Raw genomic sequence first — 26,086 nt, forward strand, 5'->3', positions numbered from 1 at the left:
GATTACACCTTCCTCTTAACTATAGCCCAATCATAGAAATTAATGATTTAGCGATCGCTCTTGAACGTCAAGTAGGAACTTAAACATATCTAGTCATTTGGATGCGGTAGCGTTCTTTTTTGGTAACTGCAATCTCACCAATTTCCAATCGACCCTTACCACGAATAGCAATTAAATCACCGCTTTTAAGTTGGGATGAGGGTTGGGTGACTTCCTTCCAGTTAACCCGGACATCTCCACCATCGATTAAGTCTACCATTTTGCTGCGGGACATGCCAAAACCAGCAGAAGCGATCGCATCTAAGCGTAATGACGCTTCAACGGTGGTAATTTCCTTCGTTTTCGGTTCGCGGATTTTGATTTCGCTGATGTCGATGGGTCGAACTTGAACAGGAACAGAACGAACTTGCTTGAGATTCATTTCTAAAAAAGGAGCGAGTTCGGGAACAACGATTACCTGCGCACCCCGTTCCCCCAGGACAATGATATCCCCTGTTTTCTCCCTAACTATTCCCGTTCCTAAAATTGCTCCTAAAAAATCCCGATGGGATGCGGTGTCAAACAAAAAATTTCCAGCTATATCTAAGGCTGTTAACTCCACTTGGGATGGATCGAGGGGAATTTCTGCACGCGCGATCGCCATCCGTTTCCGTTCTGCTTGGGGATAACCACCCCATGCGACTAATTGTATTTCCACCAGACGGCTAAATGCGGTTTGAATTTCCATCTGTTCCGGGGGGGATAGAAAATCAGTGGGGACGATTTCCCAGGTTTTGATGGCTTGTTCGGCTAAATCAATAACCCTCGCAACAGTTTCGCGATTTTCTACACCCTTGAGTAATTCATCCCGTGGCAACATGTTTATCTGTTGATGATACAAAATGATAAAAATATCAAATATATTCTACCTGCATTTGGAGTAAATCTCTCAAACTGAGAGGGAAGAGAAAATGGGGAGTAGAAAGAAAATTAATCCCAATTTCATCTGAAAATGCATACAAATAACCCTACCTCACTCGTAAGGAGGGGGAACAGAAATCCAGTTTCCTCCCCGAGCTTAAGTAAAAGTACTCTGCGAGAAGACGCTTCGCGTTTAGAGGGTGGGGTAGAATTCTATGCGATATCACAAATACAGCACTTTCGAGGTAAATGAGGTACACTTGTTATTAGTGCATCAAAAATTAAAATGAAACCCTACTCAATCGATTTACGAGAAAAAATAGTAAGTGCTTACGAAAAGGGTGATACATCAATTCGAGGAGTAGCTGTGCAGTTTGGTATAGCAAAAAGCTATGTGCAGAAGCTAATCAGGCAAAAAAGATTGGAAGGGCATCTAGAACCCAAAAAGCAAGGTGGAGCAATGAAGGGTAAGCTAGATGATTACGGTAGCGAATTAGCAGAAATGGTTCAAAGTTACCCGGATTTAACTTTATTGGAATATTGCGAGTATTTTGGAGAAAAATATAACATTTGGGTGTGTGCAAGTGTGATGTGTTGTGCATTGCAAAAACAAGAATTAACTCGAAAAAAAAGACTTTACGTAGCAGCCAAGCGAAAACAGAAAGAGTCCAAAAACTGAGATTAGAATATTGGGAGAAAGTAAAACACATAGACCCAGAAAACCTTGTGTTTATAGACGAAATGGGTGTTTTGCTTGGTTTGACTAGAACTCATGCTCGAAGCGATCGCGGGAGTAGAGCTTATGATTTTAAACCATATTACCGAGGTGCAAAAATAAGTGTAATTGGAGGAATTAGCTTCAAAAAAGTCTTAGCTGTGATGACTTTAAATGGCTCAATGAATGGAGAAGCTTATAAAGTTTTTGTAGAGCATTTTTTACTTCCACAATTATGGGTTGGTGCAGTCGTTGTAATGGATAATCTGCCAGCACATAAAGTCGAAGAGATTAAGCCTTTGATTGAATCTGTAGGAGCAAGTGTTCTTTATCTATCTCCTTATTCCCCTGAATTTAATCCAATTGAACATTGGTGGTCACAATTAAAAGCGTTCTTAAAACAGTTTTCTCCTAAAAGTGCATCTGTAGTTGATGGTTTAATTAAAATTGCACTGACATTAGTTGATCCAAAGCATCTAAAAAATTGGTTTACTAATTGTTGCTACTGTACCTCATAAACCTCGAATCTGCTGTATTTAGTATCAGCTGTGATATCGTTTACGCTGATGCTTGCTACACATTACCTGGATTTTGAGCGAGTAAGTCGTAAACCTTGAGTAACGAATTCATTTTCCTTCTACTCCCTACTCTCTGTGAGTTTTAGGGTTTTGTGGGAAATGCGGGATTAGGGGCTATAACCGTTGATTATCTAGTTTAATTTATTTAAAAGTACAAGAGAATTGATATTACTCAATGCTTACCATTGTTACCATTTACCTGTGAGAAATGCAGAATTACACTGGTTAGGTTGAATAATGTAGCACCGCAGGATAATCCAACATTTGCAATAAGTTTTCGGTATCTTGAAGAGGGAAATTAATCATCAGTATTATTATTATCAGAAAGCAAGTAAAAACCCCAGTGTCGTTTCTAGCAAACTATCTTGATTTGTCATTCCCATAGTAAGCATTTGATCTAATGATACTTGAATCTGCTATAGCAATACCGATTTCAGTCGTAAAAAATAGCGTGCTGTTGACTGATGACAGGTGACTGTCAACTGTCAACCGTTAACAACCCTACATATAATATTTCACAAATTATTTAGGACTGTGGTAGCAAAGTAAAAATCATAGTTGTGTTTTTGCCCGTTGATTCATGCTTTAGATATAGAAAACACTCTATCTAATGATACTGTTTTTCTCTTGATTACATATTATACTTAATTATAATTCACTGTCACTTATTTTTTATTAAAAATTAAATTTTACGGTTAAAAATCAATTTCCCAATCTAATTTATCCCCAAGTGTGTTTAACCTCTGTTTTGAGTAGCTATAGAGCTATAGGTTATAAATTCTGAAGTTCATAACTACTTACTTCCATTGACATGTAAATCGAATATATTATTACTTTCACTCACAGCCAAACAACTATTTCCTATTTACTGATAGTTATGATGCCAACTTTAAAAAAGAAGGCAACAGATAAAAAAAATGAAACCTCCATATAAGCAGGTTTTCCTGATTCATATACCTACATATTTCTGTTAGTTTTCGACAACGCTAAACGTACCCATACTCCGATTTTATCGTGCATAGTACAGTAGTCTGGAGTAATCCAAAATCTAAAATCTAAAATGGTATGAGTTTATCTACATCACAAACAAAATTTGCAGATACATTAGGAAACTACCTAATTAGAATTGGTCGAATTCCTTTATTAACGCCAGAGCAAGAAATTAAATACGCTAAACAAGTTCAGCAAATGATGAAGTTGCTGAAAATAGAAGCGGAGTTAACACAAAATTCCACCACTCCACCCTCAACCAATTCTATTGCAGCAGCAGCAAACATCACAGTCCCCCAATTACAGGAAATTATCCGTCAAGGAGAAATTGCCAAACGCAAAATGCTGGAAGCCAACCTCCGCTTAGTGGTTGCGATCGCCAAAAAATATCAAAATCTAAATATAGATATCCTCGACCTCATCCAGGAAGGTAATATCGGTTTACAAAAAGGTATCGAAAAATTCGACCCAAATATGGGTTATCGATTCTCCACCTACGCTTACTGGTGGATTCGACAAGCAATGACCAGAGCAATTGACCAAAGCAGTCGAACAATTCGTTTACCAATCCATATTTGTGGCAAACTCAAAAAAATCAAACATCTACAACGGGAATTTTATCAACAATACGGCAAACCTCCTTCCATCAAGCAACTTGCTGAAGAACTCGATTTAGAACCAGAACAAATCCAGACTTATCTACGCATGTCTGGTAAACCTGTATCACTAGATGTCCGAATTGGTGATGATGGACAAAGTAATCTACAGGATGTGTTGGAAGATACAAATTCTTCCCTGGAGCAACAAATCGATGATAATTCCCTCCAGGAATACATTCAGCAACTACTGAGTGAGTTAACCTCCCAGCAAAGGGAAGTGTTAACCCTTCGCTATGGTTTGTCTAGCAATCGACAATTAACTCTTACGGAAGTTGCAAAACGGATGAACATCCCCAGTAATAAAGCACGTCAACTTCAACGTCAAGCGATCGCGCGTTTACGACGCAAAAAGCGTGATATTCGTTTGTTTCTCCAAGCATAGTCTGTTTTGATTCGTTCATCCCTGATCTATGGGGATGAAATTATTTTTATTTATTTCTAGTTCTGATAAGTTTTCTTCCTTCGGATTAACTTACGGCTAGTACAGGTTGGGGGAAATAAACCGAGTATTAACCTCGTCACAACTTCATCTAGTGACTATGCTCTACGTGGTTACTCAGTTAGCGAGGGCTACTGTCTTCATTCACGAGGCAGGAGCCTTGTAGATGCTGCACCCACGCGGAGCATGGTTGCGAGGGAACAGGTAGGCGTATTTATGCCCCGTGGTACTAGTAAGTCTAACCTGTTGCTTCAATAAAATCAAAACGAAAAATAGTTTCCCCTGTTCCCTCTGTATCTAGCTAGAGATTAACGTGTAGGTAAATAGCTTGATTTTAGACAACTATTTAAACAAAATTTTATTTTTTTCCGTAGCAGTCGATGAGTATATTATTTGACTTATATCTGTAAATAGGCATGTAAAGATATACATCTGACAGTTTTGATACTTCGTAAGTTTTATCGCAATAAAATATACTAATTGATGATACCGGTTTACAGGTGTGAACTACAGCGATATCATGTCTGAACTGACTTATGGGTATTTACATTTATAAATGAGCGAAGTCGATATCAGCAGAATTTGTAATATAGTAAACATCTATTTTTTAAAAGTGATTAATATCAGTTTTCTTGGAAGTCAAAAAAACAACTCTTGACTACACTCCAAATAGCACATATACACCTCAAAGCTCTCCAGTACAAATACGAAATAACTATATATTTGTGGTGATATTTGTATTGCTAAATATATATTTATTGATATATAATCATCAGCGAGTGGTGCAAGGAAATTTACATTATCAGGGAACACCCTATGTAAATACTCGTCCGAACAACTGCTCAAAGTTAGGTCTAGACAATATCATTACAAAAATACCCATTTACCTACCACAAAAAAGTGAAGGGAAATATTTTTACGCATTTTCTCGGCAATAACTCTGAGTCCAGAGGAAAAAAATATGCCAACTTGGCAACCACGTAGGAAAAAAATTAGTTATCTATGAATGGGGTGCTAAAGAGATGTAACTTGTCTTTGTCTCAGTGGAATCGCTTTGATTTTTGCAGGTTGTGACGAATTTATGGTTTTTAGTATTTGGCTGTTTGCAAGTATGTATTTTTTTGTATTCTCCATTATGACTCACGCAATTCGTGATGAGGGAATTAGGTCTTGAGATTGCTTGCTTAATATTGCGATGACGTACCATATATTGCTAGTGACTTATTCCTGTTGATATCAAGTGTCATTGCCTGTTTTGTGTGATGCTGACCTCAGCAGGTAAAATCTAACTTAACTTCCAAAACTTCAAACTACTACATTTACTTTGGTGATGGGACTTCGACGGTTTTTTAATCTCAGTCTCCCCAACCTCTACCTTCTGATGGACGACGAAATTATGGTCTAGGAAGAGGAAGAACAGGATTATTGTCACTCATCTTTGGATTTGATTGAATATAATATGGGTCGTTAGACTAGGGTAAATTATTAATTTAAGGGAACGGGGAATAGGGAAAATCGGATGGATACACCGAAGAGTTGTAGCTTACTTTCTGACCACCCCAATAATTCACAACGACTACTTACTCAAAATACTCACACATTCAATCATCAAGCAGATATCATATCACTGTAAAAAGCACAGGAGTAAAAAATTGCCACGAAGATGCGATCGCAACCGTAAGCGTTCTAAACGTCGAGCGATCTTTTGTCCGATTCACGGATGTTATTTAGATAGTGCTTCTCCTAAATATCCTTTGTACACAGACCAACCCGGAAAATTGCAGCAAAAAGGAGTATCTCGTCGGGATGCATTGATTTTAATTGCAAGTCAAACAGCTATCCCCTTAACCGGTGAATGGCTAGAAGCCTTTTGGTGCAAACATTGCCAAGATATTAAATGGTATCACGTTCAGAAATATGAGCGAGTTTACAAAGTAACCTTAGCACCCCCGGAATTATGGCAACAAGCAATGGGTACAGTTCCCCTTGATGGGAATCCCAGCGTTAGCGAATACACCCGTAAACAGTCCAAAATGTTGACCTTTCGCTCTTGATCCACATCGTCTAAAATTCATCAATCATCAAATAATCAATAGTTGGGATACTTGCGACAATGGATTCAGTTACATCAACTACAAATGTCGAAGAAATTGATTTGCAAAAATATGTTCAAGTTCTACAAAGACGTTGGCTTCCCGGATTGGCAATCTTTGGAACCTGTGTGACATTAGCGACAATATACGCTTTTTCCCTACAACCTTCCTATAAAGCTGAAGGAAATTTATTGATTAAAACCAATAACACCCCCTCCCTCACGGGTTTAGGAGAAGCAATCGGCAAACTGGAATCCCTAACTCGCGACAGTAATCCTTCGGACACACAAGTAAAAATTATTACTTCCAATCAAGTAATCCAAGAAACCATCCAACGATTAGGTCTGAAAGATAGCGAAGGAAACCCCTTGCAGATAAAAGCATTCAGGAGCAAGCTCAAGGTTGATAGTGCCAAAGGGACAGACATCATCCAAGTCAGCTATCAAGACAACGACCCAGAGTTGGCAGCCAAAGTTGTCAATAAACTCATGGAAGTGTACGTACAAAATAATATCAGAGAAAATCGAGCCGAAGCAAGCGCCGCCGGCACATTTCTCGATGACCAACGTCCGAATGCCGCGAGAATAGTTCAAGCAGCTGAACTAGAGCTACGTCGCTTTAAAGAAGAAAACAAAGTCATTAACCTCCAAGAAGAGGCAACAGCCTCCGTAAATGCGATCGCCAGACTCGAAGACCAAATTACCCAAGTCCAAGCCAAACTAGTTGATGCCACTGCGAGGGTAAAAACATTACAAGAGCAAGCCAACATTAATTCCCAGCAAGCCATCACCTCCAGTTCCCTCAGCCAGATTCCCGGTATTCAAAAAGTACTCAGCCAACTCCAAGAAGTCCAAAGTCAACTTGCTTTACAACAAACCCGCTTTCACCCAGAACACCCCTCAATTCAGGATTTACAAGCAAGAGTAGCCACTCTGCAAAACCTACTTCAACAGCGCATCAATCAAGTAGATGGCAATCAACAAATTCAATTAGACAATCTCCAACTCGGTGACTTGCGGCAAAAGCTCATGGAAGACTACGCTCGTGCAGAAGCCGAACGTTCCGGATTAGCCAGACAATTAGTCTCCCTGCAAAAACAATGGCTAACCTACAAACAACGAGCCAACATCCTTCCTCGACTAGAACAAAAACAACGGGAACTCGAACGTAAACTCAAAGCAGCTCAAACCACCTACGAAAACCTTCTCAACAGAGAACAAGAAATTCGTATCGCCGAGAACCAAAACATTGGGAACGCACGGATTGTTTCCTACGCCCTAGTACCAGATACACCCGCAGGACCAAAGAAAATCCTCATCATTGCCGCAGGTGCGATCGCGGGTTTCCTGTGCGGAGTTATTACTGCGTTTGCTCTTGATTTAATTGACAGTTCCCTCAAAACCGTTCAAGAAGCACGGGAGCTATTTCGCTACACCTTACTTGGTGTCATCCCCCAAATTCCCCGCAATAGCAAACGAAAATCAGAACAACCAGAGCGCAACTTACCGCAAATAGTCGGACGGGACACACCCCAATTCCCCTTCAGCGACGCATATCAAATGCTGCAAGCCAACCTCAAATTTCTGGCTTCCGACAACGAATTAAAAACCATTGTTGTTAGTAGTTCCGTTTCCGGGGAAGGAAAATCCGAAGTTTCAGCAAACCTAGCAGTCACAGTAGCCCAACTAGGACGACGGGTACTCCTAATTGATGCAGACATGCGCTGTCCCATTCAACATCACATCTGGGGATTAAACAACACCATCGGTTTATCTAACGTTATAGTTAATCAAGTAAATTTAAGCCTAGCTGTGGAAGAAGTCATTCCCAATCTACACCTCTTACCAGCAGGAGTTGTACCACCCAATCCCGTCGCACTCCTCGATTCCCAGAGAATGGCAGCCCTAGTAGCATCCTTTGCCCAGGAATATGACCTAGTTATCTTTGATACTCCACCCCTTTCCGGAATGGTAGATGCAGCCGTATTGAGTAAGTTAGCAGATGGACTGTTATTAGTAGTCCGTCCCGGAGTAGTCAATTGGAACAGCGCCAGTGCTGCAAGGGAATTCTTGACGCAATCCGAGCAGAATGTGCTGGGAATGGTGATTAACGGGGTAAACGTGAAGCGGGAACCCGATAGTTATTTTTATTACTCGCGAGAATCAATTGAGTACAATCATACCTATCGAAATACATCACTTAATAGTCAATCCAGTCTTGGTCAAAAGAGCTAGATTGTGAAACAAAAACGATATTTAAAGTTTAGTTAATTGATTAAATATTTAGATTAGATCAAGAATAATGAACACCAAAGAATTAGTTATTGAAGCAGGTCGGACGGAAAGACAGTACTGGAGAGACCTGTGGAAATACCGAGAATTATTTTACTTCTTAGCTTGGCGTGACATTCTAGTTCGCTACAAACAAACAGTTATCGGCATGGCATGGGCATTACTACGTCCTTTTTTAACAATGGTAGTGTTTACCTTTGTATTTAACGGACTAGCGAAGCTACCAACCGAAGGTAATACACCCTATCCGATCCTCGTATATGCAGCAATGCTACCCTGGCAATTCTTCTCTGGTGCCTTGAGTGAATGTAGCAACAGTCTAATCAACAATAGTAACTTACTTTCTAAAGTATACTTTCCCCGTTTAATTGTACCGACTAGTGCAGTCATAGTCAGCTTTGTAGACTTTATGATTGCAGGCATGATTTTATTAGGATTAATGGCTTGGTATAACTTTGTACCTGATTGGCGAATTTTAACTTTACCACTGTTTATCTTAATCGCCTTTGCCGCATCAATGGGTGTCGGATTATGGCTTGCGGCTTTAAACGTTGAATACCGCGACTTTCGCTACGTCGTTCCGTTTTTAGTTCAGTTTGGTTTGTATATCTCTCCAGTTGGCTTTAGTAGCAAAGTCGTACCAGAACAATGGCGTTTGTTATATTCTCTCAATCCTATGGTAGGGGTAATCGACGGTTTTCGTTGGGCTATTTTAGGTGGAGAATCTCAGATATTTTTACCCGGTTTTGCCTTGTCAACTGGGTTAGTGGTAGCACTATTGTGGAGTGGTATATGGTATTTCCGCAGAATGGAACGGACATTTGCCGACGTAATTTGAAGTTGTGGTTAAAATAGGAGTGAAGTCAGTGTCAAATAATATCATTAGAGTCGAAAATTTAAGTAAAAAATACATTCTAAATCATCAACAAGATGTTAAATCTAAATATAAATCCTTTCGAGAAGTAATTACTAATCAGGCAAAATCACTTGCAAATAAACTAAGCTCAACAAGGAATGAATCAAAAGGCACTCTGGAAGAATTTTGGGCATTAAAAGATATTTCATTTGACATTCAGCAAGGTGAGCGTGTTGGTATTGTCGGTCGTAATGGAGCAGGAAAATCAACATTATTGAAACTTTTAAGTCGCATCACTGAACCTACGAATGGCAGAATTTCAATTAAAGGACGAGTAGCTAGTTTACTAGAAGTTGGTACAGGTTTTCACCCTGAATTAACTGGTAGGGAAAATATTTTCCTCAATGGTGCAATTTTGGGAATGAGTAAGGCAGAAATCAAACGTAAGTTTGATGAAATAGTTGATTTTGCCGAAGTAGAAAAGTTTTTAGATACCCCAGTCAAACGGTATTCTTCAGGGATGTATGTCCGACTAGCATTTTCTGTAGCAGCCCATCTCGAACCGGAAATATTAATTGTAGATGAAGTATTAGCAGTTGGTGATGCACAATTTCAAAAAAAATGTTTAGGTAAAATGCAGGATGTTTCTCAGGATGAGGGACGAACAGTTTTGTTTGTCAGCCATAATATGGATGCAATTCAGAGATTATGTTCTCAATGTATCATGTTAGAAAAAGGCCGCTTTATTACTCAAGGTAATACAGATAGTATTGTTTTACGCTATCTTTCAACTAATTTATTGAAAGCAGCACCAAGGAAATGGATTGATGTATCTCAAGCGAGTAGAATTGGCAGTGGAGAAGCCCGATTTGAGAAAGTTCAATATAGTAGCCTCAATCAATTAGCAGATTTTCAGCCCTATTCCGAAGGACCATTGGAATTTTTGATTGATATTGTCTCCGATTCAGCCAGAAGTTTAGGTAGTCTTGGAATTTCCCTGTGTGATAAATTAGGAAACACTTTAGTCAATGCTGACTCTCTAGCAATTGGTGAAGTGATTAATTTGAATAAAGGTAGTAACATCATCAAAATTAAGATTAATAGTGTATACCTTAACCCTGGGTTTTACACAGTTGCCCTATGGCTTGCAGATCCTCTAGGAAATCACATATTTGATTATGTAGAAGCAGCCTTTGAACTAGAAATAATTAACCTCAATGCTGACGGTCTTGGGATTAGACCTCATGGGGATGGAGTTGTACTTTGTAAATTCGAGCTTTCACAAAAAGTTTTTGAGATAGTTAATGATTAATAACTTAATAACTAATAATAAATTAATTAAATAAAATTTTCAGCACTTAATATATGAATCATCAAGATATTTATCATGTCAAATTAGCACCAATTCCAGATGGAGAAAAACGACCCCTGTGGTCAGTCATAATTCCTACATATAATTGTGCAAAATACTTGGGAGAAACACTAGCTAGTGTACTTGCTCAAGACCCAGGACCGGATTTTATGCAAATTTTAGTCGTTGACGACCACTCAACAATAGATAATCCACAAGCTATTGTCGAAGATTTAGGTCAAGGTCGCGTCGAGTTTTACAGGCAACCACAAAATGTTGGTAATACAAAAAACTATGCAACTGGTTTACTACTTTCTCGAGGCAAGATAATTCATTTACTACACGGTGACGATTGTGTACTAAATGGATTTTACAGCAAGATGCAAAAAGCCTTTGAGGAAGCACCGGAAATTGGCGCTGCATTTTGCCGACACATTTTTATGGATGAACATAGCCATTGGTTGCATCTATCGCCTTTAGAACAACTTGAAAGTGGGATTTTGAATAATTGGTTAGAACGTATTGCAACGATACAAATAATTCAGACACCTTCAATTGCGGTACGACGTGAAGTATATGAGAGTATAGGTGGATTTGATCAACGCTTACGTTTTACTGAAGACTGGGAAATGTGGACAAGAGTTGCTGCTCATTATCCAATATGGTACGAAGTGGAACCATTAGCTTTATACCGTCAAAGACCCGCTTCTCTGACTCAAATTTCCCAAAATAATGCTGATATTATCCGCCAGACATATGAGGCAATTGATATTTTCCAATCATACTTACCAGAAGAAATAATTTGTAAGGCAAGAAAAAAGAATGCTATCTATTTTTTAGATAAATCATCATTTTTATTCAAACTTGGAGCCAGAAAATCTGCAACTTTACAGATATACACCTTGCTAGAGTATTATAACTCTTTTATTTTTAGTATCTTAGTCAATTTAGCTTTATTAAGGGGATATATAGGATTGATTTTTCAGAAATTACCAAAAATTGCTGAGAATATTTGGGTTGATTCATCACCAAGTAAATATACTGAAAGTAATTAAAAAAATAATTTAATCAAATCTAGAACTCATCGATTATGAAATATCAACAATCTTTCCGCGAACATATTAAACCGATTCCACTCGGAGAATCACGTCCCTTGTGGTCAGTAATGATACCTACCTATAACTGTGCTAATTTCTTGCGTGAGACTCTTGCAAGCGTATTGGTTCAAGATCCGGGACCGGAGGTAATGCAAATTCAGGTAGTTGATGATTATTCAACTAAAGACGATCCGGAAGCAGTTGTTAAAGAACTAGGAGGCGATCGCGTTGAGTTTTACTGTCAACCAGAGAACGTTCGCTATATTAGGAACTTTAACACATGCATACAAAGGGCACGAGGTAAGATTATTCATATATTACATGGTGATGACTACGTACTTAACGGGTTCTACAAAAAAATGGAACTGCTATTTGCTCAACACCCAGATATCGGTGCTGCTTTCTGTCGTCAGATATATATGGACAATCAGGGATACTGGCATAGTTTTTCTCCTTTAGAACAATTTGAGAGTGGAGTTTTGAGTAATTGGCTAGAAAGAATAGCTTCTGAACAGAGAATCACAACCCCATCTATTGTGGTACGACGTGATGTATATGAAAGACTTGGAGGATTTGACAGTCGCTTCACTTGTACAGGGGAAGATTGGGAGATGTGGGTAAGAATTGCAACTACATACCCAGTAGCCTACGAAGTGCAACCTTTAGCCGTATATCGCCAATCAACATTAGGGTCTCTGACCCAAACTTCTATGCGTACTGGTAAGTTTTTTCAAGATTTGCGTAAGGCCGACGAAATTATTCAATCATACTTACCTAATTACATTCAAGAAACAATCGCGAGGAAGGCTTCTAAAAGAGCAAGAGAAACTTATGCATCTTGGGCTATAAGTAGTAGCTATCAAATATTTACTCGCACAGGTAATGTCAGAGATTCACTTATTCCAGTCAAAGAAGCATTGCAATTTGGCTGTTCATCACGAGTCATTATGCAATTATCTCGCTTATTCATGAAAACCATTACTTATAAATTAAAAGAAAAGTTAATCTTTTTTGAAAGGTAAAGTAATTGCTTGAGGATTGCTTAAATAAAGCCACAAACACTTTCGGTTCAATAAGTAGAATTAATCTGCTGACAATCATTAGTTTTTTCAATTACAACTCAATACCATACCATAATTTACACGCTTTTATAAGTTATATCTTCGGGAGATAAAACTTATTACTCTAATTTCAATGTATTCATCATTAAAAATCAAGAAGAAACTGGTAAATAAAATAGAGATTGCCACTATTTTTTTACTATTTTTCTATTATCTTGGACCTAATTTACCTAGACCAGTAATTCAAGCTTGGGCTTTATTTGGTTTTTTGACAATTCCATTATTAATTTTGAGTTCCTGGAAACAGTTTGTTTGGGTGTTAAAACAGGATTTCATTTTGTCGGTATTAATAGCCTATGTACCTTTATCATTCTTGTGGTCTACTAATCCTGATATTACCTTAACCTATTCAAGAGCTTTTATTTTTTCTACTGCATTTGGGATATATTTAGCTACACGTTACTCTCCCAAGGAACAAGTGCGACTATTAATCTGGTTATTGAGCGTATATACATTGATTAATTTAGTTGTACCTCTGGCAATGCCATCCTACGGCATAGAAGGAGGGTGGAGGGGAATCAGCACTTACAAAAATTCCTTAGCTGCAACAATGGTCATGGCTACGATGCTTTTTTTGGATATATATTTTTATGGTCATAGGTATCGTTTAAAGGCATTAATCGGAGCGGGAATTGCATTTTTGATCCTTCTATTATCTCAAGGTCGGGGTAGTTTGGGAATTTTTGTGGGTCTACTACCTCTCTTACCCTTTTATAAGATTGTAAAACAAGGATATAAGCTCAAAATAATCCTGGGAATTTTTGCAATTTTGATTTGTGGAATTATTGCTTTGACTATTTTCACAAACTTAGAATTTATTGTGGTCGATTTGTTGGGCAAACAAATGGACTTAACAGGAAGAGAACCTCTTTGGAATTATTTAATTGATCGGGGTTTGGAGCGACCTTGGTTGGGTTATGGATATGCTGGTTTCTGGACGAATCCAACCGAAAGTCTCGGTGTAGCCTTGAAGTTCTCTTGGATTGGGGGAGTAGGAGAAGGAGGTGGTAACTCTCACAGTAGTTACATTGAATCCTTTTTGCAGTTAGGGTGGTTAGGGTTATCTTTGATGTTAATTAGTTTATCAATAACTTTAGGGAGAGTTATTTTATTACTAGCTTTAACTAAGCAAATAGAGTTTTTTTGGATGCTCCAATTCTTATTACTCATAACTATTATTAGTTATTATGACTCTATGGGTTTCCTTGATTACCGCAATTTATTGTGGGTTTTATACATATCAATTGCATATTCAAGCGCAGTTGTTTCTCCAACAGTTAATCCTAAATACAATAAATATAAAAATTTAAATTATTCAAGCTGATCAAAAATATGAGAATATTACATGTGAGCACTTATGACATCATTGGTGGTGCTGCTCGCTCTGCTTATAGATTACATCAAGGTTTATTAGAGATTCAAGCAGAGTCCCTAATGTTAGTACAATCGAAGTCAAGTAGTCATGAAAATATCATAGCACCTCAAAAGAGTTCACATAAATTACTAGCAAAAGTAGGCCATGCTTTAGATGCTGTACCAGCTAAATTATATCGTCAGCGTCCCCAATCAGAATTCTCCACTCAATGGTTTATAGACTCTATTCATTCACAGGTTTCGCGGATTGCTCCCGATATTATCAATTTACATTGGATAAATGAAAGTTTCTTGAAAATTGAGACAATCAAAAAAATAAATTGTCCCATCGTTTGGACTCTTCATGATATGTGGGCTTTTACGGGAGGATGTCATTACGACCAAGATTGTGGTCGTTATATGGTTAATTGTGGTAATTGTCCTCAGTTAAATAGTCACACCAGTTTAGATTTATCCCGTTTAATATGGTATCGAAAACGTCAAGCTTGGAAAAATCTTAACTTAACCATTGTTACTCCTAGTCAATGGCTGAGTAAATGTGCTGCTAATAGTTCTCTTTTCCGAAATCGGAGAATAGAAGTTATCCCCTACGGTTTAGATATACAACAATATAAACCTATTAATCGTCAGGTAATTAGACAATTACTGAATTTACCGACTAATAAGCAATTAGTTTTATTTGTTGCTGTGAATGCAACAAGTTCTCCACGGAAAGGATTTAATTTTCTCAAATCTGCCTTACAACAATTATGTAATTCAGGATGGAATCAGAAGATAGAGTTAGTGGTTATTGGTGCTTCTCAAAACAATGGTGATGAAATTCTCGGATTTAAAACTCACTTTCTAGGTAAGTTAAGAGATGATATTTCTTTGTCCCAAATATATGCTGCTGTAGATGTATTTGTTGCTCCATCGATTCAAGATAATTTACCAAATACGGTGTTAGAAGCGATCGCATGTGGTACTCCCGCAGTTGCATTTAATGTTGGTGGTGTACCAGATATGATTGAGCATCAGCAAAATGGTTACTTGGCTCAACCGTTTGACATTGAAGATTTAGCTCAAGGAATAGCTTGGGTATTGGAGAATCCACAGCGACATCAAAAATTATGCGATCGCGCTCGTGAAAAATCTGAAAGGGAATTTTCTCTGGAAATTCAAGCACGTCGTTACATGTCTCTTTACAGTCAACTAACATAGATTTACATGAAATATTTTTTATCCGAATCTTGCTGAAAATACATAGTTGATTATGTAACGGGACTCACGAACAATCAATTGATAAAAATGACTCTAAATTTACTAAGAAGAAACCAAAGAGATAAGTTTGTCTTTCCATTATTATTAAAATTATTAGGTATCAAAATTATCACCAATAACCAGTTATTAACAAATCAAGAAGGATATGTAAATTTAACTTATGGTTTGAAAGAATATATTTCACCTCAACGACCTAACAACATTGGAGAAATACCTGAATCAATCAAAGTAACAAGTCTTCCCTTTAGTATAAATAGACCTATTGTGTCGGAAATAGAAAATGCTCAACTGATAGGAGATATAGCAGTAGGTTTTGATAAGGAAGGAAATATTATTTCCGAAACTACTCAACCCCCTCTTGGTGATTTAAGTCCTAGGTTTGATGGTTCTATATCTGTAGAAAGTTTATTTCTTAAAAAAATACCTTTTGCTAACGGATATCATTTGGGTTCAGCTTGTTCATTAGTAAACTTCAGGAGTAAAAGTTATTATCACTGGTTTTTAGATTGTTTAACACGTCTAGAAGGACTTGAGTATTATCAAAAGTATACTGGTGACAAACCTCTATTAATTATTGACTCAAATCCAACTTCATGGCAAATCGAATCTTTAAAACTTTTAGGTTATGAACCAGGTACTTATATCCACTGGGACAAAAGAAAAAAAATTCATTTAAAAAAATTGATAGTCCCAACATTTAGACAACCCGGAAATTGGATATCCCCTTCAGCATTACATTGGTTACGTGGACAGATATTGAGGAATATCCAGAACCAGAATGCTAATAAAAATCAGTATTCATTCTCCCCAAGGATATATATTTCACGCTCTAAAGCATCCGGACGTAGAGTGATAAATGAGGAAAAATTAATTCAGCTTCTCAGTCAATTTGGATTTGTTCGCTATACCTTAGAAGATATGAGTTTGTGGGAACAAATACAATTATTTTCATCAGCAGAAATTGTCATTGCTCCTCATGGTGCAGGTTTGACAAATATCATTTTTTCTAAAAAACCAATAACAGTGATTGAATTTGTTAACCCTTGGGTTAGCCCCCATTATTATCTTATATCAACCATATTAGGTTTTACTTACTGGTGTTTTGAATGTCATCAACCTTATCTACAGAAGCTGAGAAAAGGAAAGGGTGACATGATAGTAGATGTTGAGCGTCTTCACCATCTCCTCAAACAATTAATTACATAAATTGATGTGTAGATATAATTAATCGTCCTCTTGTCTTAAATAGTAAATAAAGCTGATTTTAGCTACTTAAATACACTCGAATTTTTCAGATTCCGAGATAATCTTTGAGATATATGAAATTACCCAAAATTAGTATTGTTACTCCGTCTTATAACCAAGCTCCTTTCCTGGAAGCAACTATCCAAAGCGTATTGAGCCAAAATTATCCTAATTTAGAATACATAATTATTGATGGCGGTTCTACTGATGGCAGTGTTGATATTATTCATAAATATGCGGAATATTTAACCTATTGGGTTAGCGAATCAGATAATGGACAAACTGATGCTTTGATTAAGGGTTTTAATCGAGCAACAGGTGATATTTTGGGATGGTTATGTTCTGATGATTTACTTGAACCTTGGACTTTTCAAGAAGTTGCTGAGTTTTTCTCTCAAAATCCTCAAGCACGTGTAGTTTATGGTGATACTACTTGGATTGATACTAAAGATAGATTGCTAAAAATTAGAAAGGAATTAGCATTCAATCGATTTATCTTGTTATATGAGCATAATTTTATTCCCCAACCCTCGACTTTTTGGCGCAGAGATTTATATGAGGAAGTTGGTGGACTCAATACGAAGTTTGATGTGGCTATGGATGCTGACCTTTGGCTACGATTTAGCGAGATTACCCATCTATATCACCGACGTAGACCTTGGTCTCGAATGCGAATATATCCTGAACAAAAGACCTATCGTCTGCTATCACAAAAGAACTTAGAAAAAAAGATTCTGCGACAAAAATACTATGGAGATGAGTCTAATTATGCTGTCAGAGCTAAAAAGATATTTGCTAAAGGAATACGACTTTCTTGGAAACTAGCAGCAGGATGCTATTGGTAAGAAAAATCTAAATCCGTATTTCTTACATAAAATTCACAGGGAAAAGGGAGTCGAAGACAAATCAATCCCTAACGGCTGACAAATTACTCGTGAGAAATTCAGGTCAATTTTCAAGTCGATAGGTAGAGCTTTTAGGGTCAGAGAAAAATCTATCTGTTACTCATTTATTACCACTTATTTACTAAAAACAGCAGTTTGAGCAGGATTTGTGAAATCTTACATACTTACATATAGAGTTATGAACGGCTGACAGTTGACGGTTAGTTAACAATCACCGGTTATCAGTCAACGGTACGCTATTTTTCACGACTTAAATAGGATTGCTGTATATTGATGATTTTTTGTAATTAACTATGGGTCGAATGTCAATATTATTGAAATTAGTAATACCAATGTCATGAAAATACTTCAAGTACATAACGAGTATCAACACTCAGGTGGGGAAGAAGCGGTTGTTGATGCTGAGTATCGGATGCTGAATCATTATGGTCATGAAGTCAAGCAGTGGATTGTTAAAAATTCTGTTCTTGATGATTTGGGATTGGTAGATAAAGTGAAATTGTCATTTCAGTCTACTTGGTCTCAGGATGCTTATATTAAACTTCAACAGAAAATAGGTGATTTTCGACCGGATATTGTTCATGTTCATAATACAATTCCTTTAATATCTGCATCAATATATTCTGCGTGCCATGATTGTAATGTACCCGTAGTTCAAACATTACATAATTACAAATTTATCTGTCCTGGTTCTAATTTATATCGCAACGAAAGTATTTGTGAAGATTGTATTGATAAGAGTTTTACCTATCCTGCGTTGATTAATAGTTGCTATCGTCGGAGTACAATTAGTACTATTTTTGCAGTTCAAGGTTTAACATTTCATCGATTGAGGGGAACCTATGAAAATGATATAGATGCTTATATTGCCCTGACAGAATTCGCTCGTCAAAAATTTATTCAAGGGGGTTTACCTGCGGAGAAAATAGCAGTGAAGCCTAATTTTGTAAATTCAGATATTAGGGTAGGTGAACACAAGGGAAACTATGCACTATTTGCTGGTAGATTAATACCCCAAAAAGGGGTGAAAACTCTGTTAAAAGCTTGGCATCTTTTAGATGATTCTATTCCGTTGAAGGTGGTTGGTAGGGGAGTACTAGAATCTTTATTTCATCATGATTTACCACCGGGAATCGAATATTTAGGTGCTGTACCTCGTCATCAAGTGATAGAACTGATGCAAAATGCGCGACTTTTAATATTTCCTTCGGAATGGTATGAATGCTTTCCGATGGCTATTGCGGAAGCTTTTGCTACGGGATTACCTGTTATCGCTAGTAATTTAGGTGGAATGGGTGAGATTATTCAAGATGGAAAATCAGGTTGGCATTTTCAAGTGGGAGACCCGAAAGATTTAGCTCGTGTGGTACAGTCTGCGTGGTCTGACCCGGTGGAAATTCAACGTCGGGGTAGTTTAGCACGTCATCAGTATGAAACTGATTATTCTTTAGAAAAGAATCATCAAGTGCTGATTAGTATTTATCAAAAGGCAATTGATTCCTGGCGAAAAAAAGTAAATGCAGGAGCATTGAAGGATACAGAATACAGGAGAAAGGAGCAAATAAATAAAGTTAAAAATTAGTTTTTGTGTTGTAAATTGTTATCTCAAAGCATCTCTGAACAAGCCATTAAAAGCTAAAACATTTACTTCCAAAAATCTTCAACCTATTGTTGCAATTGAGTGTAATTTAGTTAATTAAGTAAAAATAGATGATTGCTCCACAAAAAGTTTTAATCATTGTTGAAAATTTACCTGTTCCTTTTGACCGACGGGTATGGATGGAAGCCACGACTTTGAAAAAAGCTGGCTACGATGTTTCCGTAATCTGTCCTACTGGTAAAAATTACGAGAAAGATTACGAGATAATTGAAGGAATTCATATCTATCGTCATCCTTTACCGAAAGAGGAAAGTTCAGTTAAAGGTTATTTACGAGAGTATGCTGCTGCCGTTTTTTGGCAATTTCGTCTTGCACACAAGGTATGGAAAGAAAGGGGTTTTGATGTTGTCCATATTTGCAATCCTCCCGACTTGTTATTCTTAACAGCAGGATGGTTTAAGTTATTTCATGGAGTTAAAGTTATTTTCGATCACCATGACTTGAGTCCGGAAATGTACGTAGCCAAGTATAATCGCCGTGATATTTTTTACTACTGTTTACGCTTGGTGGAGCGCTTGACTTATCTGACAGCAGATTTAGCGATCGCAACGAATGAATCTCACCAAGAGGTTGCTCTGACTAGGGGAGGTAAGAAAGCTGATGAGGTTTTTGTGGTGAGGAGCGCTCCCGATCTATCGAGATTTACTAAAATGCCTGTGAATGAAAGTTATAAACGAGGCAAAAAATACTTGATTGGTTATATGGGTGTAATGGGTGAACCGGAAGGAATTGATTATCTTTTGCGAATCATTCAGTATCTGGTTATGGAGAAGAATCGACGGGATATGCATTTCATGTTGATTGGGAATGGTCCTGCTTTTGAAAAACTGCAAGTTTTATCTCAAGAGTTAGGAATAACTGATTTTGTGGAGTTTACGGGGTTCAAAACAGGTAAAGAGCTTTTAGAGCGTCTTTCTAGCAGTGATTTATGTGTCGAACCTTCACCTCAATCTGCATATAACGATAAATGTACGATGAATAAAATTCTTGAATATATGGCGCTGGGAAAACCCATTGTGCAGTTTGATTTAATTGAGGGAAGACGTTCTGCGCAGTCTGCTTCTTTATATGCTAAACCGAATGATGAACAGGAATTTGCAGAGAAAATTCTTGAATTAGTTGAATCCCCTGAACTACGGCAAAAAATTGGTGCAGAAGGACAAAGACGAATGGAAGAAATTTTGGAATGGCGACATCAAGCTCCTAAATTGTTAGATGCTTATGCTCATTTGTTAATGCAACCGAAAAGCTCGATGAAAAATATTGTGCGTTACTCTGGAAATTAGGTTTTTAAAAATTCAAAATCACTTAAGTCTCATTTTGAATACAGAATGAAACTGAGTAATTGATTTAGTAATATGTTCATTCTCAGTGGATATATTCCATCAGTATAAGTGTCATCCTATGGCTTATAAATCCCTCTCTCTATCTGACTTAAAATCCGACCTGCGTTCTCCCAAATCAAGGGGAATTCAAAGAGGTTTACCAATTCGGGTGATTCGAGTTTTCACGTTGATTGGACTGGATGTAATTGCGTTATCAATAGCATGGAGTTTAGCAATTAATTATGGAACTCCTCTAGCTTCTCCTTGGACGCAACGTAGTTCTTTTTTTCTGGTTAGTCTGATTGTTGTAATTAGTATTTTTCTCTCGTCTGGTTTGTATAAAGCTGGAGTGTATCGCCGTAATTATGGACAAATTTGTAAAACTGTATCACTAGCAAATATTATTTTATTGCTGCTTGCTTTTCTCTATGAACCAGAGCAGTATCTGTCTCGTTCGAGTTTTTTGCTGTTTTGGATATTTTCCATTACTGCTATTTGTTTATCACGTTTACTTTTTGATTGGGGAACCCGTTTATTGCGAGAAAACGGGGTAATTCGTCATTCTGCTTTTGTAATTACGGAAGCAAATCGGAAACTGGATGATATCGGTTTGATTGAAAAGGAAAATTGTTACACGATTGTGGGGGTGGATGAACCGGGTTGTTTAGATTTAGGTAATCGTGAACAGACGTTTGCGTATTTGCGTCAGTTGGGTATTACTGAAGCGTTTGTTTCCTGGGATGCGATCAAGAATCGGTTGTATGTGTGTTGGCATTTTTACACGGCTGGGATTACGCTACGGGTTTTACCGAGTGAACAGCAGTTTCGTTACCCGAAGTCATTGAATTGGAGTTTGGGGGATATGAATTGTTTAACAATTCCAGCACCAATTATTATTGGTAGTGATTTTTGGGTGAAGCGGTGTTTTGATTTGTGCTGTTCACTAATTTTGGTATTTTTGCTGTCACCTGTTTATTTAACTATTGCGTTGTTAATTAAGTTGGATTCTCCGGGTCCGGTTTTCTTCCGTCAAGAGCGGGTTGGTTTGCATTGCAAGAAGTTTAAAATTTGGAAGTTCCGAACAATGGTGACGAATGCAGAGAAGTTACAAGCGGATTTGGAAGCGAAAAATGAAATTAAGGATGGGGTGTTGTTTAAGCTCAAGGATGATCCACGGGTAACTCGGTTAGGAAAGTTTTTGCGTCGTTATAGTTTGGATGAGTTACCGCAGATATTTAATGTGATGTTTGGGGAAATGAGTTTAGTCGGTCCGCGTCCTTTACCGATTCGGGATGTGGAACGGTTTCAGAAGATGCATTTTATTCGTCAGGAGGTGTTACCGGGAATTACGGGTTTATGGCAGGTTTCTGGTCGTTCGGATATTGATAATTTTGAGGATGCGGTAAAGTTGGATATTGCTTATATTGAAAATTGGTCTTTATGGATGGATATTCGGATTTTGTTGCGGACGGTACGAGTAGTGTTGCAGAAGAGTGGTGCTTATTGAGGAATGATGGGATTTTGGATTTTAGACTAAGGTGTGTCTATGGATTGTGAAGTCTTTGTCGCGTAAGTCGTACTACCTGTACCAATTCCAAAAATGTTTGCAACATATACTCAATATGATACGTAATATATTCTGGAGACGTAATATATTACGCAATATATTATATCTGGAGACGTAATATATTACGTCTCTACCAACGAAATTCATCTGTCGCATTCTTTTTCCAAATTGGTGTTATATCCATCCAACAAAATTAATGCAAAGGAATACTTAGGATTTACTGGAAAAATATTTTTGCAAAATACTTGATAAATTATTCCCTTAAAACGAGTACCGAATCTCACCTCTGACTAGGTTATCACTAAAGTTTTCCCTACCGATCACCGTTTCATAATCGATTGCTCCGGCAAAATTTTGGGAAAATACAACTTGGGTTCCCACTCCTAGCTTGAGATAATCCTTGTCCCGTTCTGGTGTGTTAATCCGTCGTGGTATTCCCGGTTGATTCAGTAGTTCTGTGGTGATGGTGCGGGTGTTTTCTCCTAATTCCCGTTCGTAACTAACACGGAGATGGGGAATTATTTTAGTGGAGCCAGTATTAAATTCAACGGCTGCTTGCGCACCAATACTTAAGGTAAATGCTTCCGCATTCTGGTCGTTGACTTTTAAATTGAGGCTTTGTGCGCCGGTTTCGGTATAACCGTCGATATTCACACGGTCATATCGGACACCTAAAATTGGCCCATAGGCAAGATTTCCTGAACGGACGATGTATCCTCCCTTCAGACTAGCAGAAAATTGACTGGTGTTGGTTGTGGCTGTGGCTGTCCGGTTATCAAAGTTGGTTTTGCGGTTAATATCAAAGTCGTTATTTCCGTAGCTGAGAATGGCATTCGTCCAGAAGTTGGTTTGGCTGTAGTTACTATATAAAGAAATACCGTAACCATTACTTTCCAATTTACCCCGGTTGCGATTGAAGTTGGTTTCATTACCTACTAAACCAAAGGCTACACCAACAGCTAAATTATCTGCGACCCGATAATCAACTCCGACGGTGACACCGGAAGTGGTGAAGTCATAACCGGGGTTGTCATTACTAGAATTGCGATCGCCAAAGTTAATATTACCATTGACAAAGGTTCCCCAGGGTTGATTAGTTGGTTGGGAGGATTGGATTTGCAGTGCTTGCAAGCGACTATCAATCAGCTGGGTTTGGCGTTGAGCTATACCCAAGGCAATCTCGCTCTGGGGGATAATCGTTTGGGGTGCATTAATTACTGCTGCTGCATATTCCCCAATTAGTTGATGACCCCGTGCTGTGGGATGAATAAAGTCCCAAAATAAATATTCATTCGGATTATTACAAACAGTACCCGCTTCACGATTAAAACAAGGTTCACTCAAGTTGGTAAAACCAAATTTACCCGGTTCTGCTAATACTTCGGAAAGCAAAGCATTTACGTCTAGGGGAATAATATTTAGATTCCGGTTTTGCTGGGCTAATCCTTGCAAGGCAACTTGTAATTCGCTATTATGGGTGTTTGTCAGGGCAGTGCTACTAACAGCAGTTCCTAGGGCATTTTCCTGCACCGTTTTCCCCAGGTCGAGTAGGTTGACCACCAGGAAGTTTCTCGCACCTTTGTCTTTGAGGGCATTAATGGAACCGGTAATATTGTTAATCACACTGGTGGTATCTGTTGCTCGTAAACCGAGATAATCGTTAGAACCAATCCAGATTATATACAAAGCTTGGGAATTAGCTTGACCTGGAGTGGAAACAAAATTACCTATTTGGGTTTGTAATCCCAAAGGGAAATCAACAACTGTGTTACGTGTTCCCGATGTTGCACCACCAAGGGCAAAATTAGTCGTTTGATTTGGGTCTAATTCTAATAATGCTTCTAAACGTTCGACCCAAATAAATCCATTGGTAAAACGTCCTTGAAAATAGGGAGGTGGAGGAATTTGTCCCTCAGTAATTCTAAATAAATTCCCGTCATCGGAGAGACTGTCTCCAAAAATATAGGCTTCTGGAAATGGCTGGGCTGTTACTTTTGTCTGTGTGAAAAATAAACAGCATGTCATAATGGAAGCTACGGCTATTCCGGGTAGGATTTTTTTGATCTGGGGGAAAATATTCATATGCTTTGATTTGGATTTAATAAAGTTTATTCACAATGCTTCAAATATCGGCAAATAATTTTGGATGACTCTTACTCCGGATTTTTCACAAAACCCTAAAATTTCCAGGGAGGAGGGAGTAGTTTTTTATATCCGGGTTTCATCTTTCCATTTGTCCCATTCTTTTTTAAATTGGTAAATAAGTCGGTGCGATCGCCTGCAAAGGGGTAGCTAAATATGGCACTAAAGTACAACTACGAGTCAAATACCTAGGCTTTGCTTTTCGTTACATAGTAATCTTGGAGAAGATGCTGCGCATCTATGTTTTTTTTAATTGCTGACTTAATTATTAAATTTTGGAAGTAATAAAAACTGAATACCGCAATCAAATCTGAATTTTTAACCGTTTATCCGATGGATAATATTATCTTTAGTTAAGAGTCATACAATATACAACTAAAAGACACATTACTTAATTACCTAAATTCAGCAGTAGCAGTAAATTATCAGCGAATCAGTCAAAAAAAGTCTATCTTCAGCAGTTCATTATCCTCAATTCTCCTATCGTTGAGTTATTTGCTGAGAAAACCCAACCCATGAATCATCAATCCAAACCTTCTGGTCAATCGAAACTCAAACTCCTGCTGATGGCGATCGCGATCGCTGGGATGGTAGTCCTCTCCAGACAATTTGATTTGCAACAACTTTATCAACGTGGATTAATTACTATTCAAAATTGGGGAGTTTGGGCACCAATTGGTTATATGGCGATATATAATTTGGCGACTTTATTATTTGTTCCCGGTTCCATTTTAACAATTAAGGGGGGTTGTTTATTCGGTTTATTCTGGGGTTCGGTATATGTGTTAATTGCTGCAACCTTTGGTGCAACTTTTGCCTTTCTGATTGGTCGTTATTTTTCGCGGGATTGGGTACATAGACAAATTAGTCGCTATCCTCACTTTCAAGCCATTGATCGAGCAGTTGGGAAAGAAGGATTTAAAATTGTCTTACTAACCCGATTATCGCCCGTATTTCCCTTTAACTTATTAAACTATATATTCGGTGTCACCCAGGTTTCCCTGAAGGATTATATCTATGCCTCCATCGGCATGGTTCCTGGTATAATATTATATGTTTATATTGGTACCTTGGTGGGTAATATCTCAACTATGAATCCTCAAAATTTACCCACAAATACCACAGCCCAAATTGGACAATGGTTGTTGCAGGGAATAGGTTTAATTGCCGCGATCGCAATTACTATATATCTCAGTAAAATTGCTCGTCAAGCACTAAAAGAAAGTATGGCTGAAAGTGATACTGGTGTGGAAAATTAATCAATTCGGATGGGGAGTAAATCCCTCAAACTGGTTTCTGCATTGGAAATCGAGAGGAGAACAAAATTAAGTCATTTAAGTAGGTGGGTGGTAAAAATTGTCGTTGAGATCAGGGAGTAGGGAGAGACGCGATATATCGTGTCTGTACGGGAGTAAGGCTTTGAGTCGAATGATCGGTTACGTCGGGTTTTATGTTTAATAGCACCTACCTACTTATTCCACGCTTACTGTCTCCAACTTTTCCAGAATTGCAACTGAC

Annotated in this window: 19 protein-coding genes; 17 read left to right on the top strand and 2 right to left on the bottom strand. The window is 37.9% G+C overall.

The annotated features are described in order from the left end of the window. Positions 1–79 precede the first annotated feature (79 nt). On the bottom strand, positions 80–859 hold the full coding sequence (locus tag CDC37_RS02380) for a photosystem II S4 domain protein (protein ID WP_096620315.1): 780 nt from the start codon (positions 857–859) through the stop codon (positions 80–82). 327 nt (positions 860–1,186) lie between these two features. On the opposite strand from CDC37_RS02380, the gene CDC37_RS24840 reads away from it, so the two are divergent. The 16 genes from CDC37_RS24840 to CDC37_RS02460 all read left to right on the top strand — a co-directional run bounded on the left by CDC37_RS24840 (position 1,187) and on the right by CDC37_RS02460 (position 22,366). Further along, entirely contained in the window at positions 1,187–1,579 is a 393-nt protein-coding gene (locus CDC37_RS24840) for a helix-turn-helix domain-containing protein (RefSeq protein WP_096619923.1), read from the top strand. Next, positions 1,492–2,133 (top strand): IS630 family transposase, encoded by a 642-nt coding sequence (locus tag CDC37_RS23885; RefSeq protein WP_197707004.1) that lies wholly within the window; start codon positions 1,492–1,494, stop codon positions 2,131–2,133. The genes CDC37_RS24840 and CDC37_RS23885 overlap by 88 nt, the downstream gene beginning before the upstream one ends. A gap of 1,125 nt (positions 2,134–3,258) precedes the next feature. Then, entirely contained in the window at positions 3,259–4,224 is a 966-nt protein-coding gene (locus tag CDC37_RS02395; RefSeq protein ID WP_096620316.1) for an RNA polymerase sigma factor, RpoD/SigA family, read from the top strand. A 1,709-nt stretch (positions 4,225–5,933) separates the two neighbouring features. Beyond that, complete coding sequence (locus CDC37_RS02400) at positions 5,934–6,335, top strand: hypothetical protein (protein WP_096620317.1); 402 nt, start codon at positions 5,934–5,936, stop codon at positions 6,333–6,335. A gap of 59 nt (positions 6,336–6,394) precedes the next feature. Further along, positions 6,395–8,608, top strand: coding sequence for a GumC family protein (locus tag CDC37_RS02405; protein WP_096620318.1), 2,214 nt, complete (start codon positions 6,395–6,397; stop codon positions 8,606–8,608). Between the two features lie 67 nt (positions 8,609–8,675). Next, positions 8,676–9,503 carry an ABC transporter permease gene (locus tag CDC37_RS02410; RefSeq protein ID WP_096620319.1) on the top strand — a complete coding sequence of 276 codons (828 nt, stop codon included), beginning with the start codon at positions 8,676–8,678 and terminating at the stop codon, positions 9,501–9,503. Between the two features lie 28 nt (positions 9,504–9,531). Continuing rightward, complete coding sequence (locus tag CDC37_RS02415) at positions 9,532–10,833, top strand: ABC transporter ATP-binding protein (protein ID WP_096625843.1); 1,302 nt, start codon at positions 9,532–9,534, stop codon at positions 10,831–10,833. A gap of 53 nt (positions 10,834–10,886) precedes the next feature. Then, positions 10,887–11,927, top strand: a complete 1,041-nt coding sequence (locus tag CDC37_RS02420) for a glycosyltransferase family 2 protein (protein WP_096620320.1) — start codon at positions 10,887–10,889, stop codon at positions 11,925–11,927. A gap of 35 nt (positions 11,928–11,962) precedes the next feature. Next, positions 11,963–12,991 (top strand): glycosyltransferase family 2 protein, encoded by a 1,029-nt coding sequence (locus CDC37_RS02425; protein WP_096620321.1) that lies wholly within the window; start codon positions 11,963–11,965, stop codon positions 12,989–12,991. A 172-nt stretch (positions 12,992–13,163) separates the two neighbouring features. Beyond that, positions 13,164–14,414 carry an O-antigen ligase family protein gene (locus tag CDC37_RS02430; RefSeq protein ID WP_096620322.1) on the top strand — a complete coding sequence of 417 codons (1,251 nt, stop codon included), beginning with the start codon at positions 13,164–13,166 and terminating at the stop codon, positions 14,412–14,414. Between the two features lie 23 nt (positions 14,415–14,437). Further along, entirely contained in the window at positions 14,438–15,664 is a 1,227-nt protein-coding gene (locus CDC37_RS02435) for a glycosyltransferase family 4 protein (RefSeq protein ID WP_330220828.1), read from the top strand. An 87-nt stretch (positions 15,665–15,751) separates the two neighbouring features. Next, positions 15,752–16,930 (top strand): glycosyltransferase family 61 protein, encoded by a 1,179-nt coding sequence (locus CDC37_RS02440; protein ID WP_096620324.1) that lies wholly within the window; start codon positions 15,752–15,754, stop codon positions 16,928–16,930. Between the two features lie 113 nt (positions 16,931–17,043). After that, positions 17,044–17,814 (top strand): glycosyltransferase family 2 protein, encoded by a 771-nt coding sequence (locus tag CDC37_RS02445; protein ID WP_096620325.1) that lies wholly within the window; start codon positions 17,044–17,046, stop codon positions 17,812–17,814. Between the two features lie 397 nt (positions 17,815–18,211). Beyond that, positions 18,212–19,456: a glycosyltransferase gene (locus CDC37_RS02450; protein ID WP_096620326.1), complete on the top strand. Its 1,245-nt coding sequence runs from the start codon at positions 18,212–18,214 to the stop codon at positions 19,454–19,456. A 128-nt stretch (positions 19,457–19,584) separates the two neighbouring features. Further along, complete coding sequence (locus tag CDC37_RS02455) at positions 19,585–20,820, top strand: glycosyltransferase family 4 protein (RefSeq protein ID WP_096620327.1); 1,236 nt, start codon at positions 19,585–19,587, stop codon at positions 20,818–20,820. A gap of 118 nt (positions 20,821–20,938) precedes the next feature. Then, positions 20,939–22,366 (top strand): sugar transferase, encoded by a 1,428-nt coding sequence (locus CDC37_RS02460; RefSeq protein WP_096620328.1) that lies wholly within the window; start codon positions 20,939–20,941, stop codon positions 22,364–22,366. 321 nt (positions 22,367–22,687) lie between these two features. On the opposite strand, the gene CDC37_RS02465 is transcribed toward CDC37_RS02460, so the two are convergent. Further along, positions 22,688–24,508, bottom strand: coding sequence for an autotransporter domain-containing protein (locus tag CDC37_RS02465; RefSeq protein WP_197707038.1), 1,821 nt, complete (start codon positions 24,506–24,508; stop codon positions 22,688–22,690). 575 nt (positions 24,509–25,083) lie between these two features. Here CDC37_RS02465 and CDC37_RS02470 point away from each other — a divergent pair. Then, on the top strand, positions 25,084–25,827 hold the full coding sequence (locus CDC37_RS02470) for a TVP38/TMEM64 family protein (RefSeq protein ID WP_096620329.1): 744 nt from the start codon (positions 25,084–25,086) through the stop codon (positions 25,825–25,827). The last annotated feature ends 259 nt before the right edge of the window (positions 25,828–26,086 follow it).

This window comes from Calothrix sp. NIES-3974 (assembly GCF_002368395.1).
In the GTDB taxonomy this organism is placed as follows: Bacteria; Cyanobacteriota; Cyanobacteriia; order Cyanobacteriales; family Nostocaceae; genus NIES-3974.